General features: G+C 36.9%; 17 protein-coding genes. 8 read left to right on the forward strand and 9 right to left on the reverse strand.

Annotated features, from left to right (window positions below):
* From P8O16_RS05905 to P8O16_RS05930, 6 genes are read right to left on the reverse strand one after another with little or no spacing between them, the layout of a single operon-like run.
* Nucleotides 1-489, reverse strand: a complete 489-nt coding sequence (locus P8O16_RS05905) for a hypothetical protein (protein WP_300311892.1) — start codon at nucleotides 487-489, stop codon at nucleotides 1-3.
* A 60-nt stretch (nucleotides 490-549) separates the two neighbouring features.
* Nucleotides 550-1,170: an ATP-binding cassette domain-containing protein gene (locus tag P8O16_RS05910; RefSeq protein ID WP_300311895.1), complete on the reverse strand. Its 621-nt coding sequence runs from the start codon at nucleotides 1,168-1,170 to the stop codon at nucleotides 550-552.
* Nucleotides 1,171-1,174: 4 nt separating this feature from the next.
* A complete protein-coding gene (gene lpxA, locus P8O16_RS05915; RefSeq protein ID WP_300311898.1) occupies nucleotides 1,175-1,954 on the reverse strand; it encodes an acyl-ACP--UDP-N-acetylglucosamine O-acyltransferase in 780 nt (259 codons plus the stop codon).
* Nucleotides 1,951-3,345, reverse strand: coding sequence for a bifunctional UDP-3-O-[3-hydroxymyristoyl] N-acetylglucosamine deacetylase/3-hydroxyacyl-ACP dehydratase (locus P8O16_RS05920; protein ID WP_300311900.1), 1,395 nt, complete (start codon nucleotides 3,343-3,345; stop codon nucleotides 1,951-1,953). Before P8O16_RS05920 ends, lpxA begins: the two co-directional genes overlap by 4 nt.
* A gap of 39 nt (nucleotides 3,346-3,384) precedes the next feature.
* Nucleotides 3,385-4,407 (reverse strand): UDP-3-O-(3-hydroxymyristoyl)glucosamine N-acyltransferase, encoded by a 1,023-nt coding sequence (lpxD, locus tag P8O16_RS05925; protein WP_300311903.1) that lies wholly within the window; start codon nucleotides 4,405-4,407, stop codon nucleotides 3,385-3,387.
* 18 nt (nucleotides 4,408-4,425) lie between these two features.
* Nucleotides 4,426-5,658 (reverse strand): HD domain-containing protein, encoded by a 1,233-nt coding sequence (locus P8O16_RS05930; protein WP_300311906.1) that lies wholly within the window; start codon nucleotides 5,656-5,658, stop codon nucleotides 4,426-4,428.
* Nucleotides 5,659-5,718: 60 nt separating this feature from the next.
* On the opposite strand from P8O16_RS05930, the gene P8O16_RS05935 reads away from it, so the two are divergent.
* Genes P8O16_RS05935 through P8O16_RS05945 form a run of 3 tightly spaced genes read left to right on the forward strand, consistent with a single transcriptional unit; the run spans nucleotide 5,719 to nucleotide 8,917 of the window.
* Nucleotides 5,719-7,275 carry a bifunctional response regulator/alkaline phosphatase family protein gene (locus P8O16_RS05935; protein ID WP_300311909.1) on the forward strand — a complete coding sequence of 519 codons (1,557 nt, stop codon included), beginning with the start codon at nucleotides 5,719-5,721 and terminating at the stop codon, nucleotides 7,273-7,275.
* 9 nt (nucleotides 7,276-7,284) lie between these two features.
* Nucleotides 7,285-7,716, forward strand: coding sequence for a tRNA (adenosine(37)-N6)-threonylcarbamoyltransferase complex ATPase subunit type 1 TsaE (tsaE, locus tag P8O16_RS05940; RefSeq protein WP_300311911.1), 432 nt, complete (start codon nucleotides 7,285-7,287; stop codon nucleotides 7,714-7,716).
* Complete coding sequence (locus tag P8O16_RS05945) at nucleotides 7,706-8,917, forward strand: alanine dehydrogenase (RefSeq protein WP_300311914.1); 1,212 nt, start codon at nucleotides 7,706-7,708, stop codon at nucleotides 8,915-8,917. Before tsaE ends, P8O16_RS05945 begins: the two co-directional genes overlap by 11 nt.
* 3 nt (nucleotides 8,918-8,920) lie before the next feature.
* On the opposite strand, the gene P8O16_RS05950 is transcribed toward P8O16_RS05945, so the two are convergent.
* Nucleotides 8,921-9,394, reverse strand: a complete 474-nt coding sequence (locus tag P8O16_RS05950) for a response regulator (RefSeq protein WP_300311917.1) — start codon at nucleotides 9,392-9,394, stop codon at nucleotides 8,921-8,923.
* Nucleotides 9,395-9,601: 207 nt separating this feature from the next.
* Between P8O16_RS05950 and P8O16_RS05955 the strand changes: the two genes are divergently transcribed.
* The 5 genes from P8O16_RS05955 to P8O16_RS05975 all read left to right on the forward strand — a co-directional run bounded on the left by P8O16_RS05955 (nucleotide 9,602) and on the right by P8O16_RS05975 (nucleotide 16,382).
* Complete coding sequence (locus tag P8O16_RS05955) at nucleotides 9,602-11,869, forward strand: Rv1355c family protein (RefSeq protein WP_300311920.1); 2,268 nt, start codon at nucleotides 9,602-9,604, stop codon at nucleotides 11,867-11,869.
* Between the two features lies 1 nt (nucleotide 11,870).
* Entirely contained in the window at nucleotides 11,871-12,575 is a 705-nt protein-coding gene (locus P8O16_RS05960) for a hypothetical protein (RefSeq protein WP_300311923.1), read from the forward strand.
* Between the two features lies 1 nt (nucleotide 12,576).
* The gene (locus P8O16_RS05965; protein WP_300311926.1) at nucleotides 12,577-14,694 is read left to right on the forward strand and encodes a 7TM diverse intracellular signaling domain-containing protein; all 2,118 of its coding nucleotides are present in this window, start codon (nucleotides 12,577-12,579) and stop codon (nucleotides 14,692-14,694) included.
* Nucleotides 14,684-15,769: a hybrid sensor histidine kinase/response regulator gene (locus P8O16_RS05970; protein WP_300311930.1), complete on the forward strand. Its 1,086-nt coding sequence runs from the start codon at nucleotides 14,684-14,686 to the stop codon at nucleotides 15,767-15,769. The genes P8O16_RS05965 and P8O16_RS05970 overlap by 11 nt, the downstream gene beginning before the upstream one ends.
* Before the next feature lie 73 nt (nucleotides 15,770-15,842).
* Nucleotides 15,843-16,382 carry an inorganic diphosphatase gene (locus tag P8O16_RS05975; RefSeq protein WP_075352238.1) on the forward strand — a complete coding sequence of 180 codons (540 nt, stop codon included), beginning with the start codon at nucleotides 15,843-15,845 and terminating at the stop codon, nucleotides 16,380-16,382.
* A gap of 18 nt (nucleotides 16,383-16,400) precedes the next feature.
* Here P8O16_RS05975 and P8O16_RS05980 read toward each other — a convergent pair whose 3' ends face one another.
* On the reverse strand, nucleotides 16,401-16,859 hold the full coding sequence (locus tag P8O16_RS05980; protein ID WP_300311935.1) for a hypothetical protein: 459 nt from the start codon (nucleotides 16,857-16,859) through the stop codon (nucleotides 16,401-16,403).
* Complete coding sequence (locus tag P8O16_RS05985) at nucleotides 16,846-17,451, reverse strand: ACP phosphodiesterase (protein ID WP_300311938.1); 606 nt, start codon at nucleotides 17,449-17,451, stop codon at nucleotides 16,846-16,848. The genes P8O16_RS05980 and P8O16_RS05985 overlap by 14 nt, the downstream gene beginning before the upstream one ends.
* Nucleotides 17,452-17,513: the final 62 nt, after the last annotated feature.

The following is a 17,513-nucleotide window of genomic DNA, read 5'->3' on the forward strand; positions in this document are numbered from 1 at the left end:
TTATTTTTTCAAAAGATTGAATGTGTAGTTTCCAGCGACTGCAAATACACCATTGATTCGAGCTCCTGGGGCAGGAATTGTAAAAGTGAGTCTCAAATTATCGCCAGTTCTGGTGAAAGAAATTTCTCTTGTAGCTACTGGTCTAGTTCCAGAGAGAATAAACTTGTCAAAATTTGTTCCAGCAAAGGACCAAGATCCGGAATTATCAAACAAGTCGTTATTATTTCTGGAGGTATAAGTTTTTGTGGACCCTGAATTTAAAATCAATTCAAAATTGGTGTATAAATCTGTGACTGTAGTTCCATCTCGCTGAACAGATCCTCCTCCACTGATTCCCCAATTCAAAGTGCCTGTTCCTGTCAATGCCTCTGTAGCCAATTGTTCAGCAGTCTTTGGTGGAGTAGGATCTGGGTCATCTCCACCACCACATGCCTGCACAATTATAATAACCGCAGCAATGAACATTAGTCTGATTAATTTCAAATTCATATTTCTTCTGTTTTATCGACTGTAAAATTAAAGATATCGATTAAAGTTCAAAGTCTCTATTCACTTATAATCTTCTAAAACGATTTTTTGTTGGCAGAACTCATATTCTCTTGGTTCATTTGAGCAAATAACCATGATCCTATCCGATCCAAAGTCACCAATCATTTTTTGATACCACAAGATTCCATTACGATCAAGATTAGAGGTAGGTTCATCCAATAAGACAAGTTGTACATCTGATAATAATGCTAATCCAAGTTTTAATCGCTGCTTCATTCCTGAGGAAAATTGACTGATAGCCTTTTGAGCATGTTCTTTCAGGTAAATCACCTCAAGAATTTCCTGTTTAGAAATTCCGTGGAGTGGTTTTTTAAATTTGAAATGAAAGTCCAGTAATTCAGAAAGAGTGAATTCTTCAGGTAATTCTAAATAGGGGGCAGCAATACTCAATAGTGTGAACCACTCTGATTCCGACAATGATACCTGATCATTTTGGTAATTGATTTTCCCAGATGAAAGCGGAATAGCTCCACTTAAGCACTTCAATAAAGTTGACTTGCCAGAGCCATTGCTCCCTGTGATTGCAAGAGACGATCCAGTTGTTAAAGTGAATGTTAGATTTCTGAAAATCCATTCATATTGGAAGCGTTTTGAAGCTTCTTCAAATTGGATTTTTAGCATTTTTTTAATTGATATAACCCTTCATCACCCCACGCTCTGAAGATCTAATGAAATTAAGAATCTCGTCTCTTTCCTTTGTAGCTGGAAGATTTACCTCAATCTCTTCAAGAGCCTTGCTATTATTCATGCTATTCAAGAAAAGATAACGATATACTTCCTGAATATGCGAAATTGATTCGCTTGAAAATCCTCTCCTTCTGAGTCCAAGAGAATTCACCCCGGCATAGGAAAGCGGCTCTCTGGCGGCTTTTGTAAATGGAGGAACATCTTTTCTCACCAAAGACCCACCTGATATCATGGAGTGCATTCCAATTTTTACAAACTGATGAATAGCACTAGATCCACCCACAATTGCCCAATCATCAATGGCAACGTGGCCTGCTATTTGGACGGCGTTGGCGATAATTACATTGCTACCAATGACACAATCATGTGCTACATGAACATAGGCCATTAGCAAACAATTACTTCCAATGACTGTAGTTTGCTTATCCACTGTACCTCGGCTAATGGTGACACACTCCCGAATGGTAGTATTATCTCCAATCAAGACAGTCGAATCCTCGCCTTGAAACTTTAGATCCTGCGGAATACCAGCGATCACAGCACCGGGAAAAATTTTCACATTCTTACCGATTTTTGCTCCAGGGTAGATAGTGACATTTGAACCAATCCATGAGTTATCTCCGATTTCCACATTCTCATGTATCATCGTAAATGGATCTATATGGATGTTTTCACCCAATTGAGCATTAGGATCAATGTATGCTAATGGACTAATCATGCTTCTTTACGGGTTATGCTTGCAGTCATCACAGCTTCGCAAACTAGCGTATTTCCAACATAGGCCTCACCTCGCATCTTGGCGATCCCTCTACGGATAGGAGCTAAAAGTTCGCATTTGAAAATCAAGGTATCTCCAGGAAGTACCATTTTTCTAAACTTACAGTTTTCGATTCCTAGGAAATATGTCCAGTAATTTTCCGGATCATCCACAGTACTCAATACCAAAATCCCTCCCGTTTGAGCCATTGCCTCTACTTGTAATACACCTGGCATCACCGGATTAGATGGGAAATGCCCCATAAAAAAGGGTTCGTTGATTGTGACATTCTTAACACCTGCTACCACAGTATCATCCAAATAAATAATCTTGTCCAGCAATTGGAAAGGATAACGATGTGGGAGAATATTTCTGATCTGATTGATGTCCATTACTGGAGGCAATTTCGGATCATAATAAGGTATGTGAGATGAAGAAGATTTCTCCATCGCACGTTTAAGCTTTTTTGCAAAAGCTACATTCGCAGCATGACCTGGTCTTGCAGCAAGGATTTGAGCTTTTAATGGTCTTCCAACCAAAGCCAAATCACCGACTACATCGAGTAATTTATGTCTTGCAGGTTCATTTCTGTAGCGAAGATCCACATTATTGAGGATTCCTTCTTTTTTAACTTCCACTTTCTGCTTATTAAACATTTTAGCCAAGTGGACCAACTCTTTTTCTTCCACTACTCGATCCACGACTACTATGGCATTGTTCAAGTCCCCACCTTTAATCAGGTTGGAATTGTATAGCATCTCTAATTCATGGAGGAAACAAAATGTCCTACAGGAAGCAATCTCTGATTTGAACTGTCCTATATCTGTGATAGATGCATGCTGACTTCCCAATACAGGTGAATTGTAATCTACCATTACAGTGACCCTGTAATTATCTGTAGGCAGAGCCACCATTTCTACTTCTCGAGCAACGTCCTTGTATTGAATACTCTCCTGAACCTCAAAAAATCTTCGAAGTGCATTTTGCTCCTCAAAGCCTGCCTCTTCCAAAACTTCAATAAATTGGATGGAAGAACCGTCCATAATCGGTGGCTCAGGACCATCCAGCTGTATGAGTACGTTGTCTACTTCCATCCCGACTAATGCCGCAAGGACATGCTCGACAGTATAGACTCTGGCACCATTTTGCTCCAAAGTTGTACCCCTCGAGACATCTACCACTAGATCGCAATCTGCATCTACTGTAGGTCTTCCTTCCAGGTCAACTCGTTGAAACTTAATACCGTGATTTGGTGGTGCTGGGACGAAAGTCATGTTTGAAATTACCCCGGTGTGTAGACCTACTCCCGATAATTCGACTTGCTTTCGTATAGTATGTTGTTTTACTTTCATCTGATTGTTAAAGCGTTCAGCTTGGCAAAGGGTGCAAATTTACTGCTTTTTTTCCAGTTCTTTCAATCGCTTCTCCAAGCCTTCTAGATTTTTAAAAATTGAATAAGACTTTAAAAAGTTTTTTAGATCAAGACCTATGTATCCAAATATTTTCTGATTTGGTTTTGTGATTGATCTACTGATGCCTGTATTCGCTCCTATGGTGGTATTGTCTGCGATTTTTATATGGCCAACGATTCCGGCTTTTCCTGCGATTATACAGTTTTTACCAATTTCAGTAGAGCCTGATATTCCCGCCTGAGAAGCAATAACTGTATTCTCTCCAACAATTACATTATGAGCGATTTGTACTTGGTTGTCAATTTTGACTCCCTTTCGAATTATCGTAGAGCCCATAGTCGCACAATCAATAGTTGAATTAGCTCCCACGCTAACCTGATCTTCAAGGATTACATTTCCAATCTGCGGAATTGCTTTATAAGTCCCATCTGACTGTGGTGCAAATCCAAAGCCATCTGATCCAATTACTGCCCCGGGATGGATTTCACAGTTTTCACCTATTACAGTATCAGCGCAAATTCTTGCTCCTGAATGAATGATTGTATTTGCTCCAAGTTTGACCCGATCACCTATAAATGCATGGGGATAGATTTTCACATTATTCCCTATTTGGCAATCTTTTCCGATATAAGAAAAAGCTCCACGGTAAATTTGAGAACCAGCAGTACTCGTTGGGTCCATATAAGAAGGCTCTTCTATGCCTTCTTTTCCCGATTTAATCATCATGGAATATGCCTCAAGGAGCATGGTGAAGCCATTGTAAGCGTCCTTTACTCGGATTATATTTGTTTTAAGGGGCTTTTTTGCCAGAAAGTCTTCAGACACGATCACAGCTGTCGCTTCAGTTTCATAAATGAAAGGGGTGTATTTTTCATTTGACAAAAAACTAATTCCTCCCGGTTTGCCTTCCTGGATTTTGTCTAATCTAAATACCTTTTGATTTTCATCACCTTCCACTTTTCCATGAAGAATGGTGGCTATCTGTGCAAGTGAAAACTCCATATTTTCCTCTTAATTCATTTAATAGTTTAAATTTACGCTTTTGGCCTTACAAACGTAATGTTTCTCTACAATTTTGCTCATTACTTTGATGTTTGGTAAATCCGCCGCTTGAGCGACATCGATTACCTTGCCTTTTTTCGTGAGGATATTAATTCGCTCTTTTGCCAAATAACCATAGTTACTTACTGTCCCATACGAAAAGAAAAAGTCAATGTCCTCGGTAGGAATTTCGAGCTTCTCGATTGTCTTTTCTTGCATTTGGTTGATTTCTTCTCTTGAAAAAGGTTCATTGGAGAAGTTGATTTTAAAAAGATTCCGCGTAAGAAACATTCTCGAAATATTCCGTAGCACATAATCCGGATGGTTTTTCCAAAGCTTTATTGCCCCCCAAATATCAAAGTCATCCAATTCTAAAAACATTGGAAGAAGTGAGTCATTAAGTTTAAAATCATCCAGTTTCAACTCATTCAATAAGAAGAAGTCAAACTCTTCAGTTAGGACGAATTTAGTCCCAGACTGGCGGAGTATTTTTGCTCTATTAATCAAATTGATCAGCATTTTCTCTGCACTAACAGTCGTTTTGTGCAGGTATACCTGCCAATACATTAGTCTACGAGCACTCAGGAAATTTTCGATGGAGTAAATTCCCTTTTCCTCAATGACGACCTGATCATTTTTCACATCCATCATTTTGATAATGCGATCTGCGCCGATTGTTCCTTCCGATACACCGGTAAAGAAGCAATCCCGCTGCAGGTAATCTAATCTATCAATGTCTAATTGGCTGGATACCAATTGATGAAAAAACTTTCTTTCATATTGATTCTTAAATATTCTTAAAGTAAGAGCTAATTTACCCCCTAGTTCTCGATTCAGGAGTTCAATAGCTAGAAGGGAAAGCTCTTCATGGTGAACTCCTTTTAGTAGGCTGTATTCCAAAGCATGGGAAAATGGACCATGACCAATATCGTGCAACAGAATAGCAATAAGTGATGCTTCGTATTCTTCTTCAGAGATTTCTGTGCCTTTTATGCGTAGATTGTCAAGTGTAATACTCATCAAGTGCATTGCACCGATAGCATGATGAAAGCGAGTGTGAAGCGCTCCCGGATAGACGAAATCGGTCAATCCGAGCTGTTTTATCCTTCGAAGCCTTTGGAAATAAGGATGGTCAATGATGGTAAAAATCAACTCACTTGGGATGGTGATAAATCCGTAAACAGGGTCGTTTAGTATTTTCTGGCTTTTCAATTAGGCCTCTTTTGTTTCACTCAAAAGTAATTATAATTTTAAAAAGAAACAGGAACTGATATGTCTCAAAAATTTACAATTCTCTGGGCAGACGATGAAATTGATCTGCTTAAACCCCATATTCTTTTTTTAGAACAACGGGGATACGAGATCACTACGGTCAACTCAGGTATAGATGCGATAGAAGAAGTTGAAAATAAAAATTTTGATGTCATCTTCCTTGATGAAATGATGCCGGGTATGACAGGCTTGGAGACTTTGCAGCAGATAAAACTTTTGAAACCTCAAATTCCCGTGGTAATGATTACCAAAAGTGAAGAGGAACATATCATGGATGATGCAATCGGTGGGAAAATAGCTGATTATCTGATCAAGCCAATCAACCCCAGTCAAATCCTTCTTTCTGTCAAAAAATTGTTGCAAAATAAGCAACTCATTGATGAGCGTACTACCCAAAGTTACCAGCAGGATTTCATGAACTTAAGTATGGCTTATGGCGATGCGGAAGATCATCAAGACTGGGCGGATATCTATCGAAAACTCACCTACTGGGAAATGGAGATTGATAATACTGAAAATAAAAGTATGCTTCAGGTGTTGGAATCTCAAAAAATTGAAGCAAATGCTAATTTCTCAAAATTTATAAAGGAAAACTATCTAAGCTGGATGGAGGAGCGAAATCCAGAAAAGCCGATTCTTTCTCCACAGGTGATGAAAAAGAAAGTTTTCCCACATCTAAAAGAAAAAAAGCCACTATTCTTTATTGTGATTGATAATTTTAGATTGGATCAGTGGGAGGACATAGAATCCTTAATTACACCTTACTTTAACCTAAAAGAGAAAGACACTTATTATAGCATACTTCCTACCACCACTGCATTTGCTAGAAATGCTTTGTTTAGCGGTATGATGCCCCATGATATGGCTAGATTCTATCCAAACTTCTGGGAAGATGAAGATTCGGATGAGGGAAAAAACAATTTCGAAGAAGATTGGATTAGAATAAATCTGGATAAAAACAGATTGCCAATTAAGTTTTCTTATAATAAGATTATTCAGTCTTATCAGGGTAAAGCAGTTTTGGAACAGTTTCATACTTTTCTTCAAAATGATTTAAATGTCCTTGTATACAACTTTGTAGATATGGTATCCCATGCAAGGACAGATATGAAAATGATTCGAGAGCTTGCTCCTGATGAGTCTGCTTATCGATCACTTACTACTAGCTGGTTTGAGCACTCTTCACTGTTTGAATTAATTAAAAAAATCCACGGTGCAGGGGCAGAGGTAATCATCACCACCGACCATGGTACAAAGCGTGTGAATAAGCCTTATAGAATTGTTGGAGATAAAAATGTAACTACAAATCTGAGATATAAGCAAGGTAAAAATCTCAACTTTGAAGCTGGAAAAGTTTTTGAAATCAGAAAGCCGGAGGAAGCAAAACTTCCCAAATTGAATGTTTCGTCTAGTTATGTGTTTGCAGTGGAGGATTACTTTTTTGCATACCCCAATAATTACAATTATTATGTGAACTTCTATAAGGATACTTTCCAACATGGTGGTGTATCTTTGGAGGAGATGATTGTGCCAATTGTACACCTTTCGCCTAAATAATTAACAGAAGTGATTCACTATTCCTATACGCTGCAAGAGATTCAAACTGCTGCTAAAATGATCGTTTCCGAAGCTCAAAATGAGAAAATCTGGATTTTCCAGGGAGAAATGGGAGCTGGAAAAACAACTTTGATCAAAGCTTTGGCTGGTGTTTTTGGGATTCAGGATCAGGTAAGCAGTCCTACATTTGGGATTGTCAATCAATATGAAAATGAGGCTTCCCAAACCTTTTACCATTTTGACTTTTATCGAATAGAAGATCCTATGGAAGCATTGGATATTGGAATAGAAGAGTATTTTTATAGTGGAAATTATTGTTGGTTAGAATGGGCAGAGCAAATTGCCCAATTTCTACCTGATCAATTTTTCCTTATTAGAATCACATCAGATTCAGACGAAAAACGAACCCTTAACCTACAACATATCAATAATGCCAGCTGAAACCACCCCTCTTGCCGCGGTAGGAATCATCCCTAAGGAATCACCAGCCAAGGTACATAAGAATGAGCATCAATTGACGGTTGGTCTTCCTAAAGAAATATCAAATCAAGAGAAGCGAGTTGCAATTACTCCGGAGTCTGTAGGACTATTGACCAATAATGGAATTCAAGTGGTAGTAGAATCTGGGGTGGGCACAAGTGCGAAATTTTCTGACCAGGATTATTCAGATGCAGGTGCCAAAGTTTCCTATTCCAGAAAAGAGGTTTTTGCTGCTCAGGTAGTTTTGAAAGTTGATCCTCCTTCTATAGAGGAAATTGGTTTTATGACTCAGGGAAGTTGTCTGATTTCTGCCCTTCAACTTGGACGTCAAAACAAAGAGTTCATTGAAGCCTTGAATGAGAAAAAAATCACTGCGACAGCATTTGAATACTTAGAAGATAAGGTAGGAGGCATGCCTGTGGTTCGTGCCATGTCAGAAATAGCCGGAAGTACAGTAATGCTTATCGCCTCCGAATATCTTTCCAGTGTAAATGACGGGAAAGGCCTTATCATGGGTGGAGTGACTGGGGTGCCTCCGACTCAAGTAGTGATTATTGGTTCTGGTACTGTGGCCGAATACGCTGCTCGGACAGCCTTGGGTTTGGGAGCTTCGATAAAAGTATTTGATAACCATATCTACAAACTCAGAAGATTAAAACAGCTGTTGGGTCAGCAGATCTATACTTCGACTATTGATAATTTTAGTTTAAACCAAGCGCTTTCAGAAGCGGATGTAGTAATTGGGGCTTTGCGTGAAGAAAAGGGTAGAAATAAGATCGTCGTAAGTGAGGAGATGGTCGCCAATATGATGCACGGCAGTATAATCATTGATGTATCTATTGATCAGGGTGGATGTATTGAAACATCTAGAATGACGACCCATGAAAACCCTGTTTATTCAGTTTATGATATTATTCACTATTGTGTTCCGAATATCGCTTCACGGGTAGCTCGAACAGCATCCTATTCTTTAAGTAATATTTTTACACCAATAATTCTTCAAATGGCCGATCTCCGAGGGGCAGAAGAAATGATTTTTAACTACAAATGGTTTCTCAGAGGGGTTTATACTTACAGAGGAAGTCTAACCAATGCACATCTTGGAAGAAAATTTGGATTAAATCACAAAGAACTTCAATTGCTGCTAGCGGCTAGATATTAAGAATTAGGACAGGAGATTTTGCCGAAGTAGAAACTCTAACTGCTCGTTCGCTTTGATCAATGCTTGAGTTAATCGTTCATTTTCTCGTCTTAGCGTATATACTTCAAAAGCATTTTTGATAACGGTCCTTAAGTAATCCTCTTCCCAAGGCTTAGTCAGATAATGATACACCTGACCTTTATTGATAGCATCAATAACGGCTTGAATATCAGTGTACCCGGTAAGTAAAACCCTGATCGGATCAGGGTAAATTGGAATTATGGATTCCAAGAATTCTACTCCAGTTTCTTCTGGCATTCTTTGATCTGTAATAATCAAATCGATCTCTTCATCCTTCAATATCTGTCTTGCCTCGTTGGCTCCTATAGCTAAAAAAATCTTATAATCACGTCTAAAAGTAGCCTTAAATGCTTGAAGGTTATTTTCTTCATCATCAACGTACAGGATTTTTATTTTTTCTTCAGGTTTGGATTCCATCTGACAAATTTCGCGGAAGTATATAAATATTATTCTAAAATTAGAGTTTTTTTCAAGTAAAAACCAAGATTTAAAGATGTCTTTTTAACTTCTTCTTTTTTTAAAACTATTTTTGGTGAAAAAATAAAAATTGCAAGGCTTTTAATTTGATTTATAGTTGAAAAAATTAACTTTATGTCAAATATCACCTGATTACCTTCTTTGCAAATGTTTGAAAAATCAGAAGTTGATTTTGAAGATCAATGTTACCCGTCCATTTATAAATTGAATTGTCAAGAAGATGTTGATGATATTGAAAAATTAAAAACCAATTCCTCAGTCCATTTTATCGATAAACTTGATCATCAAGTTTTCGAGCTTTTAAAAGCGCGAAATGCTGGAAGTTCGCTTTCCGATAAGGAGATATGGGATATGGTTCCAGCTTTTTTTCAAGAAAATCCAAGATCAAATTTTGGCAATTGGATCTATTACCCTTGGAAAGCAAAAGTAGTGAGGCTACTTCCAAAGGAGGATTTTATATTTGTAAGGACGCAACGAAATAATTATAAAATCACACCATCAGAACAAGAAGAACTTTCCAAGAAAAAAATTGGAATAATAGGACTTTCTGTTGGACAAAGTATTGCGTTAACCATTGCCTTGGAGCGAAGTTGTGGTGAACTTCGATTAGCAGATTTTGACACTCTTGAATTAAGTAATCTAAATAGGATCAAAGCGGGTATACTTGATTTTGGTGTTGAAAAAGTAATAATTGCTGCTCGGGAAATATCAGAAATTGATCCATATCTAAAGCTCACTCTTTATCGCGAAGGCATATCAAAGTCAAATATTGATGATTTCCTGACTAAAGACGGCAATCTTGATTTATTAATAGATGAATGTGATAGTCTTGATATCAAAATTCTTGCAAGGGAAAGAGCGAAAAGCTTTAGAATTCCAGTTTTGATGGAAACATCGGATCGAGGAATGCTAGATGTGGAGCGATTTGACTTGGAGCCAGCCCGACCACTTCTACATGGTGCGATGGGGGATGTTAAGCATGAAGACCTTAAAAACCTGACTCAAAATCAAAAAGTAAGTATTGGTTTAAAAATTACCGGTTCCTCCACGATTTCAAGCCGAATGAAAGCATCTTTACTTGAAATCAATCAAACTATTTCTTCTTGGCCTCAATTGGCTTCAGCTGTATATCTTGGTGGTGCTACAGTAGCCCATGTTGGAAGAAAATTACTTTTAAATGATACTGTTGAATCAGGAAGGTATTATGTAGACTTGGATGAGATAATTAAAATTAACAGGAAAAAAGAAGAAAAAGAGGAAGCTTCGGAGCACCTGTCAAAATCCTATTTTTTAGATCTACTACCATCGGACAAACTTGAATCGCCATTAAAAGTTTCCCCGCAAGAAATTGAGAATTTTGTGACACTGGCAAATTTGGCACCCTCAGGAGGAAATTGTCAGCCTTGGATTTGGATTCTTGACAAAAATGGCGTCTTACATTTGCTTCACGATAAAAGACGTAGTTTCTCTTTATTAGATTATAAAGGAACTGGTTCTTTAATCGCCTTTGGTGCAGCTCTAGAAAATCTTAGACTTGCTACTGCTTCACAAGGAATTGCAATTAGGGTGGTTAATCGTATTAAATCTTTCGATGAGGAATTAATTGTTTCTGTTATTTTCGAGTCAAAATCGGAAAAATCACTCGAAGTACCATTTAACAACTTAGCTACTGGAATCCAACTCCGTACTACAAATCGTAGAAGCGAAGCGCGGGTAGAAATAGAAAGTGAAAAATTAGCTGAATATGAGGATATTGCAAAGAATAGTGATGCTATTGTAGAGTCCATTTCAAGTTTGGAAGATTTAAAATCTTTAAATGAAGTAATTGGCGGAATGGATCGTATCAGATTATTTCATTCTCAGGGTTACAAAGATTTTGTTAGCGAGGTTAGATGGACTGAGCAAGAAGCAATCAATACAAAAGACGGCATAGACATCGCAACGCTCGAACTTTCTAAAACAGATCAAATGGTAATGGGTTTGATTAGAGATCCGGGAACAATGGAGCTTTTTAGAAAATTTGATTTAGGAAAAGGATTGGCTAAAATTTCGGATAAAACATTACTTTCAGCTTCCGCGGTGATGATGATACAAGCAGAAGAATTTACCCCTGAAGCTTATTTGAATTCTGGAGCTACCTTGCAAAGAATTTGGATTAAAGCCAACCAAGATGGATTTAGCTTTCAACCTATTTCGGCTTCTTTATTTATTTTTCATCGGGTAAACCAAGAAAAGAATAATGGCTATTCAGATTCAGAATTGAAGGCAATCCAAATTCTTAAGAAGAAATTAAACACTTTGTTCAATAAAGAATTGAAGAATCAAGAGATATTTATGTTTCGCTTTAATGTTGCTTCAGGGCCAAGTATAAAAGCATATCGGAGAGACATTTCGGAAAATCTATTTATACTTTAAGATGTTTACTTTCAAAGCATTTAGAGCAATTGATGAACCTGAACTTTGTGATATGTTTATTACAGGTCATGCAAATGTATTAAAGGAATATGGAGTAACTAAAGTCACTTCTTCAAATAATGATTGGAAAAGTAATCCCTATGTATTTGTTGTTACCGTTCAAGAGGATTCAACTGGAGATGTGGTTTCTGGAGTTAGAGTTCATATTGCTCATGAAGATTATCCCTTACCTCTTCAAGGAGCAATTGCACAAGTTGACCTTGGGATAAATGAATTAGTAAAAGAATACAGAGATCTAGGTGGGACTGGAGAAATAGGGGGGTTATGGAATAGTAGATCAATTTCAGGTTATGGGATTGGTGCACTTTTTCTATCAAGAACTTCTCTTGTCATTGCGGATCAGTTAGATGTGCCAACCCTATTGGCATTATGTGCTGAATATACGCTGAAACCAACCCTTCAAAAGGGGTTTCAAATTGAAGAGAAAATAGGAAATAAAGGGACATTTTTTTACCCAAAATTAGATTTGGTTGCAACATTAGCTGTTTTAAAAGATGTAAAAGGATTGCCTTTAGCTCTTGGTGAAGAACAAGAATATATAATGAGTCTTAGAAAAGATTTAAATTGTATTCGAGAAGAGGAAACGCCTAAGGGGAAAATAAAAATTAAATACGAATTAAAAATTAAAAATCCCAACTGGAGATAATATGTTGCTTTCTTATTTTTCTTTAATTATTTCTTTTGTTTTACAAGGTAGTCCAATAGTTATAAATGATAGCTCTAAGGATTTAACAAAATATGAGTATTTGGTTGTTGATCCAGATTTGGAATCTAATATATCTGATGTGTTGAACTCAGACCAATTCTCACTTATCGAGAACAAATCAATTAATTTTGGTATCAATAATGATTTGGTTTGGTTAAAGTATGACGTAATTAATAATACAGATATTGAATCGAAGTATTTGTTTATTAATAATCCCTCTCTTGATAGCTTAGATCTTTTTGTTGTTAAAAATAGTCTGGTAATTAATCATTATATAGGTGGAAGATTGCAAGACTTTGATCTGAAGCCACTTAAGTCAAAGTCTATAATTTTTGAAATTGATCTTCCAAAGAAAACACCAGTCTCTTTGTATCTAAGGGTGAATAGTGTCAATAAAAAAATTATAACATCAACATTAACAGACTTAAATAATGTTGAGGAGATTATTAATACTGAAAATATTTTATTTGGGATCTTCTCAGGAGTAATTATAGGTCTCTTCTTTTATAATTTGTTTTTATTCTTTTCTGTAAAAGATAAGCTGTATTTAATATATGTGATCCATACTATGTTAGTGTGGTTTGCTCAAAGCTCCATTTTGGGATTTACTCAAGAATTGATTTGGCCTGATTCAGTATGGCTTAATCTTAGATCTGGAGTTATTTTTTCTTCTCTAGTTAGTATGGTTGGGATTTGGTTTCTAAGAGTGTTTTTATTGACAAAACAATTTATTCCAAAAGTTGATAAGGGTTTTTATTTTATATATCTGGTATATGGTTTTATTCTTTTAAATGCATTTTTCTTTTCAATCACAGTAAGTTATCAGACCCTACTTGTGACACAGTCTATAGTTGTAATTTTTGTCTTATATACTGCTTTATTAATTCTCAAGAAAGGATATGGTCCTGCTAGATTCTACTTACTGGCATGGTCCGTATTCATGATCGGGATATTCTTGTTTGTTTTGAGTGAGATGGGACTTATTCCTACTAATAATTTCACTGCTTACATTATGCCACTAGGTTCTGCATTAGAAGTTATCCTACTCTCTTTTGCCCTGGCAGATAAAATTAATATACTTAAAAAAGAAAAAGAAGAAGAGCAAGCGGAGCGTTTACGTGTTTTAGGGGAAAATGAGAAACTGATTAGAGAGCAAAATATAGTTTTGGAAGAAAAAGTTAAAATACGAACCGATGAATTGGAACTTGCCCTTCGTAACCTTCAGAATACTCAAAGTCAGTTAGTCAATCAAGAAAAAATGGCTTCGCTTGGTCAATTGACTGCGGGTATTGCACATGAAATTAATAATCCGATCAATTTTGTCAGCTCTAATATTACTCCGCTAAAACGGGATATTAAAGACATCATGGAGATTATTGAGTTTTATCGTAATAAAGGAGCACTTGAATTTACCCCAGATACTAAGAAAGAAGCAAAACAACTTGAAGAAGATCTGGAGCTTGATTATGTGCTAGATGAGGTAGAGCAGCTCCTTAAGGGAATGGATGATGGTGCTCGTAGAACCGTTGAAATTGTTAAAGGGCTTCGTATTTTCTCTAGAGTGGATGAACAAGATGTCAAAAAAGTGGATCTTCATGATGGTATAAACAGCACCATAATTTTACTTAATTCTACGATGCCAAGTAAGATTAGGATTGAAAGAGAATTTGGCGAACTTCCAATGGTGGAGTGTCTTGCTGGGAAAATAAATCAGGTGTTCATGAATATTATCAATAATTCTGTTCACGCCCTTGCAGACCATATTGATTCCATAAAAGACCCTAAAATCACAATTCGAACTAAGGCAGCGGGCGACCATGTTAGAATAGAAATAGAAGATAACGGCCCAGGTATGCCGGAGCATGTTAAGAATAAAATATTCGAACCCTTCTTTACTACAAAGGCAGTTGGAAAAGGAACAGGTTTGGGTCTTTCAATAGTTTATTCTATAATTGAAAATCACAAGGGTACTCTGGATGTAGAAACGGAAGAAGGCCAGGGAACTACTTTTATAATTACCCTTCCTGTTTATCAAAGCACTCAGCGCTATGAACAATAAAATTCACGTCCTTTATATCGACGATGAGGATAACAACTTAAAGTCTTTTCGTGCGACACTAAGAAAAGATTTTAAAATTTTTACAGCTATCGACGCAGAAGAGGGATTAAGGATCGCTCAAGAGGAAGAAATCCATGTCTGTATTGCCGATCAACGAATGCCAGGAATGACTGGAACGGAGTTTTTCGAGCAAATGGTTAAAATCAATCCAGATCCTATTCGGATTCTGCTCACTGGTTATTCGGATATCGCAAGTGTCATTGATGCGATTAACAAAGGTGAAGTTTACCGATTTATTGATAAACCTTGGAATATCGAACAAATCAAAAATTCCATTAAAAATGCTGCCGACATTTATTTTATGCGCAGTGAGTTAAAGGATAAAAATGAAAAACTGAAAAAACTTCATTCCGAGATGAATCAGTTTGTTTATAGCCTTTCCCATGAACTTAGAGGACCGCTTATGAGCATTTCTGGAGTTTCTAAGTTGGCAAAGATGGAAATTACCGAACCTCATGTTTTAGAGTATTTTGATATGATCGACTCCGCTACTTTAAAGTTGGACGATTTTATTTACAAGATGCTTGATTTTTATAGATCGACTAAAATTGATAACAAAGTCACCAAAATATCTTTCAAAGAGATAATTGATCAGCAATTGGAAGCTTATCGTACCAAGTTTGATTTATCACATTTTAAGATAAATATTCAAATCAATCAGGATCATAAGTTTTTTTCCGATGATGCCAAAATTCGAGTTATTCTTAATAATTTGTTTAGTAATTCAGTCCAATTTCAAAAACAGACTCCAGGTGAAAAATGGATTAATCTAACTATTGATGTGACAGAATCTGAGGCGATTATTACCATCGAAGATAATGGTATTGGAATCGATGATAAATATAAAACTGAGGTATTTAGCCTATTTACTAGAGCTACTCAAAAAAATGTAGGCACTGGAATTGGCCTTTACATGGTCAAAGAGGCAGTGGAACAAATGGGAGGAAGGATCGAATTGGGGTCTGTTTTGGCGGAGGGTACTACAATAAAAGTTGTCTTGCCTTCAATAGTCTGATTATTTAAGTTGTAATTGATACCTTTGTGTTGGCCTTTGAATCGCCGACTTTTTATTACCAAACTTTAACACCATGATCAATCCTTGGCACGACGTCAACATTGGAAAGAATGCGCCGGAAGTAGTTACCGGAGTCATTGAAATCCCAAAAGGAAGTAAAGGAAAATACGAATTGCATAAAAAAACCGGGATGCTAATGCTGGATCGAGTACTTTTTTCAGCAGTACATTATCCAGCTAATTATGGTTTTATCCCGCAGACTTTCTGCGAAGATCATGACCCCTTGGATATCCTGATTATTTCTCAGATAGATATACCATCCATGTGCTTAGTTGAAGCAAAAGTTATAGGTGTGATGCGAATGGTGGATGGTGGTGAAGCTGATGATAAGATCATTGCGGTGGCCGCTGGTGATCAGTCAGTAAACTACATCGAGGATATTGATGATCTTCCTCCTCACTTGATGAAAGAAGTACATAGATTCTTCGAAGATTATAAGAAATTAGAAAATAAAGAGGTTAAAGTGGAAGACTTTCTTGGAAAAGAAGATGCAATGCGAATCATTCGGGAAAGTATCGAACTCTACGATAAAAACTTCAGAAACCAACGATAATCAAAAGCCTGAGTCATCTCAGGCTTTTTTGCTTTTCACTTTTTGTTTACTGGCTTTTTTTCCTAGATAAGCCACCAAATCAGAATAAGCCTCATGCTCGTGATTACTCACTGAGATAGATTGATTGTCTGAAAATACAATGGTCAATTGTTTAAACTGTCGCTTATTGGCTACAATCGTTTCCTCCTCCCAAGCTAAGATTTGGGCAAGCGGATAAGCTTTATTATAGCCTCTGAGAGGTAACTTGATGATAATCTGATCCCTTCCTACTGTGATGAATCGGTATCCTGCCATCATTTTTACCAATAGCATCAGGATCACCAATGTGATCAAACTACAAGCAACAAGATAAAACCAAAGACCAAAACTCCCCTTGGAAGCGAAATCTCTCAGAATAAAAATCAACCCTGCGATCAAAATGAGTAAGACCATGCTCAATGAAATGTAGGTGGAGACTTTTGGTTTAATGACTGTCATGCTGTGCTTGTATTTCTGTGAGTTTTGATTGTGTAAAAGTCTCTAAATCTTTGAAGAAAGCGAAGAAAATCAATTCAAATTCTGATTCCCGTTCGATAAGTGTCAAATGAGCAAGTTCCATTTTGGAATCAAAGCTTGTTCGGTTGGAAAGTCCTGTGAGGGATTTTTGTATCCCTTCCAACGTGGCATAATGAAGCAGCCAATTGTCTTTCCGCATCCAATAAAACATTTTAGAAAAACGCTCTGGGAATTGTTCTGAATGCCTTTCCAAGATTTGAAAGGTTTCTTCAATGAAGTTCTCTAAAGGCTGATCACTGAACTTTCTCCAGTTTTTTCCTAGAAAATAATCAAAGAAAATATCTGTAATCACGGTGGAATAATGTCCAAACTTCGGTCTGAGGTAGCTTTGTCCAGCACGAACTAAAGGGTGAGAATCAGTAAATCGATCAATTTCCCGGTGAAGTAAAATCCCATTTCGGATGGACTGAGGGTAGTCTAACATCACTTTACCTTTGACAAAATCTGCAATGAAATTACCAACAAGAATCTCCTCCTGCCCGAAAGACAAATAAGCATGTGCGAGGTAATTCATTTGTTAGAGATTTTTTATAAAACAAGAACTGAGTTGAGTAGTTTCGAACTCAAATTAGTGAT

It is taken from the genome of Algoriphagus sp., assembly GCF_029254265.1.
Lineage (GTDB): Bacteria > Bacteroidota > Bacteroidia > Cytophagales > Cyclobacteriaceae > Algoriphagus.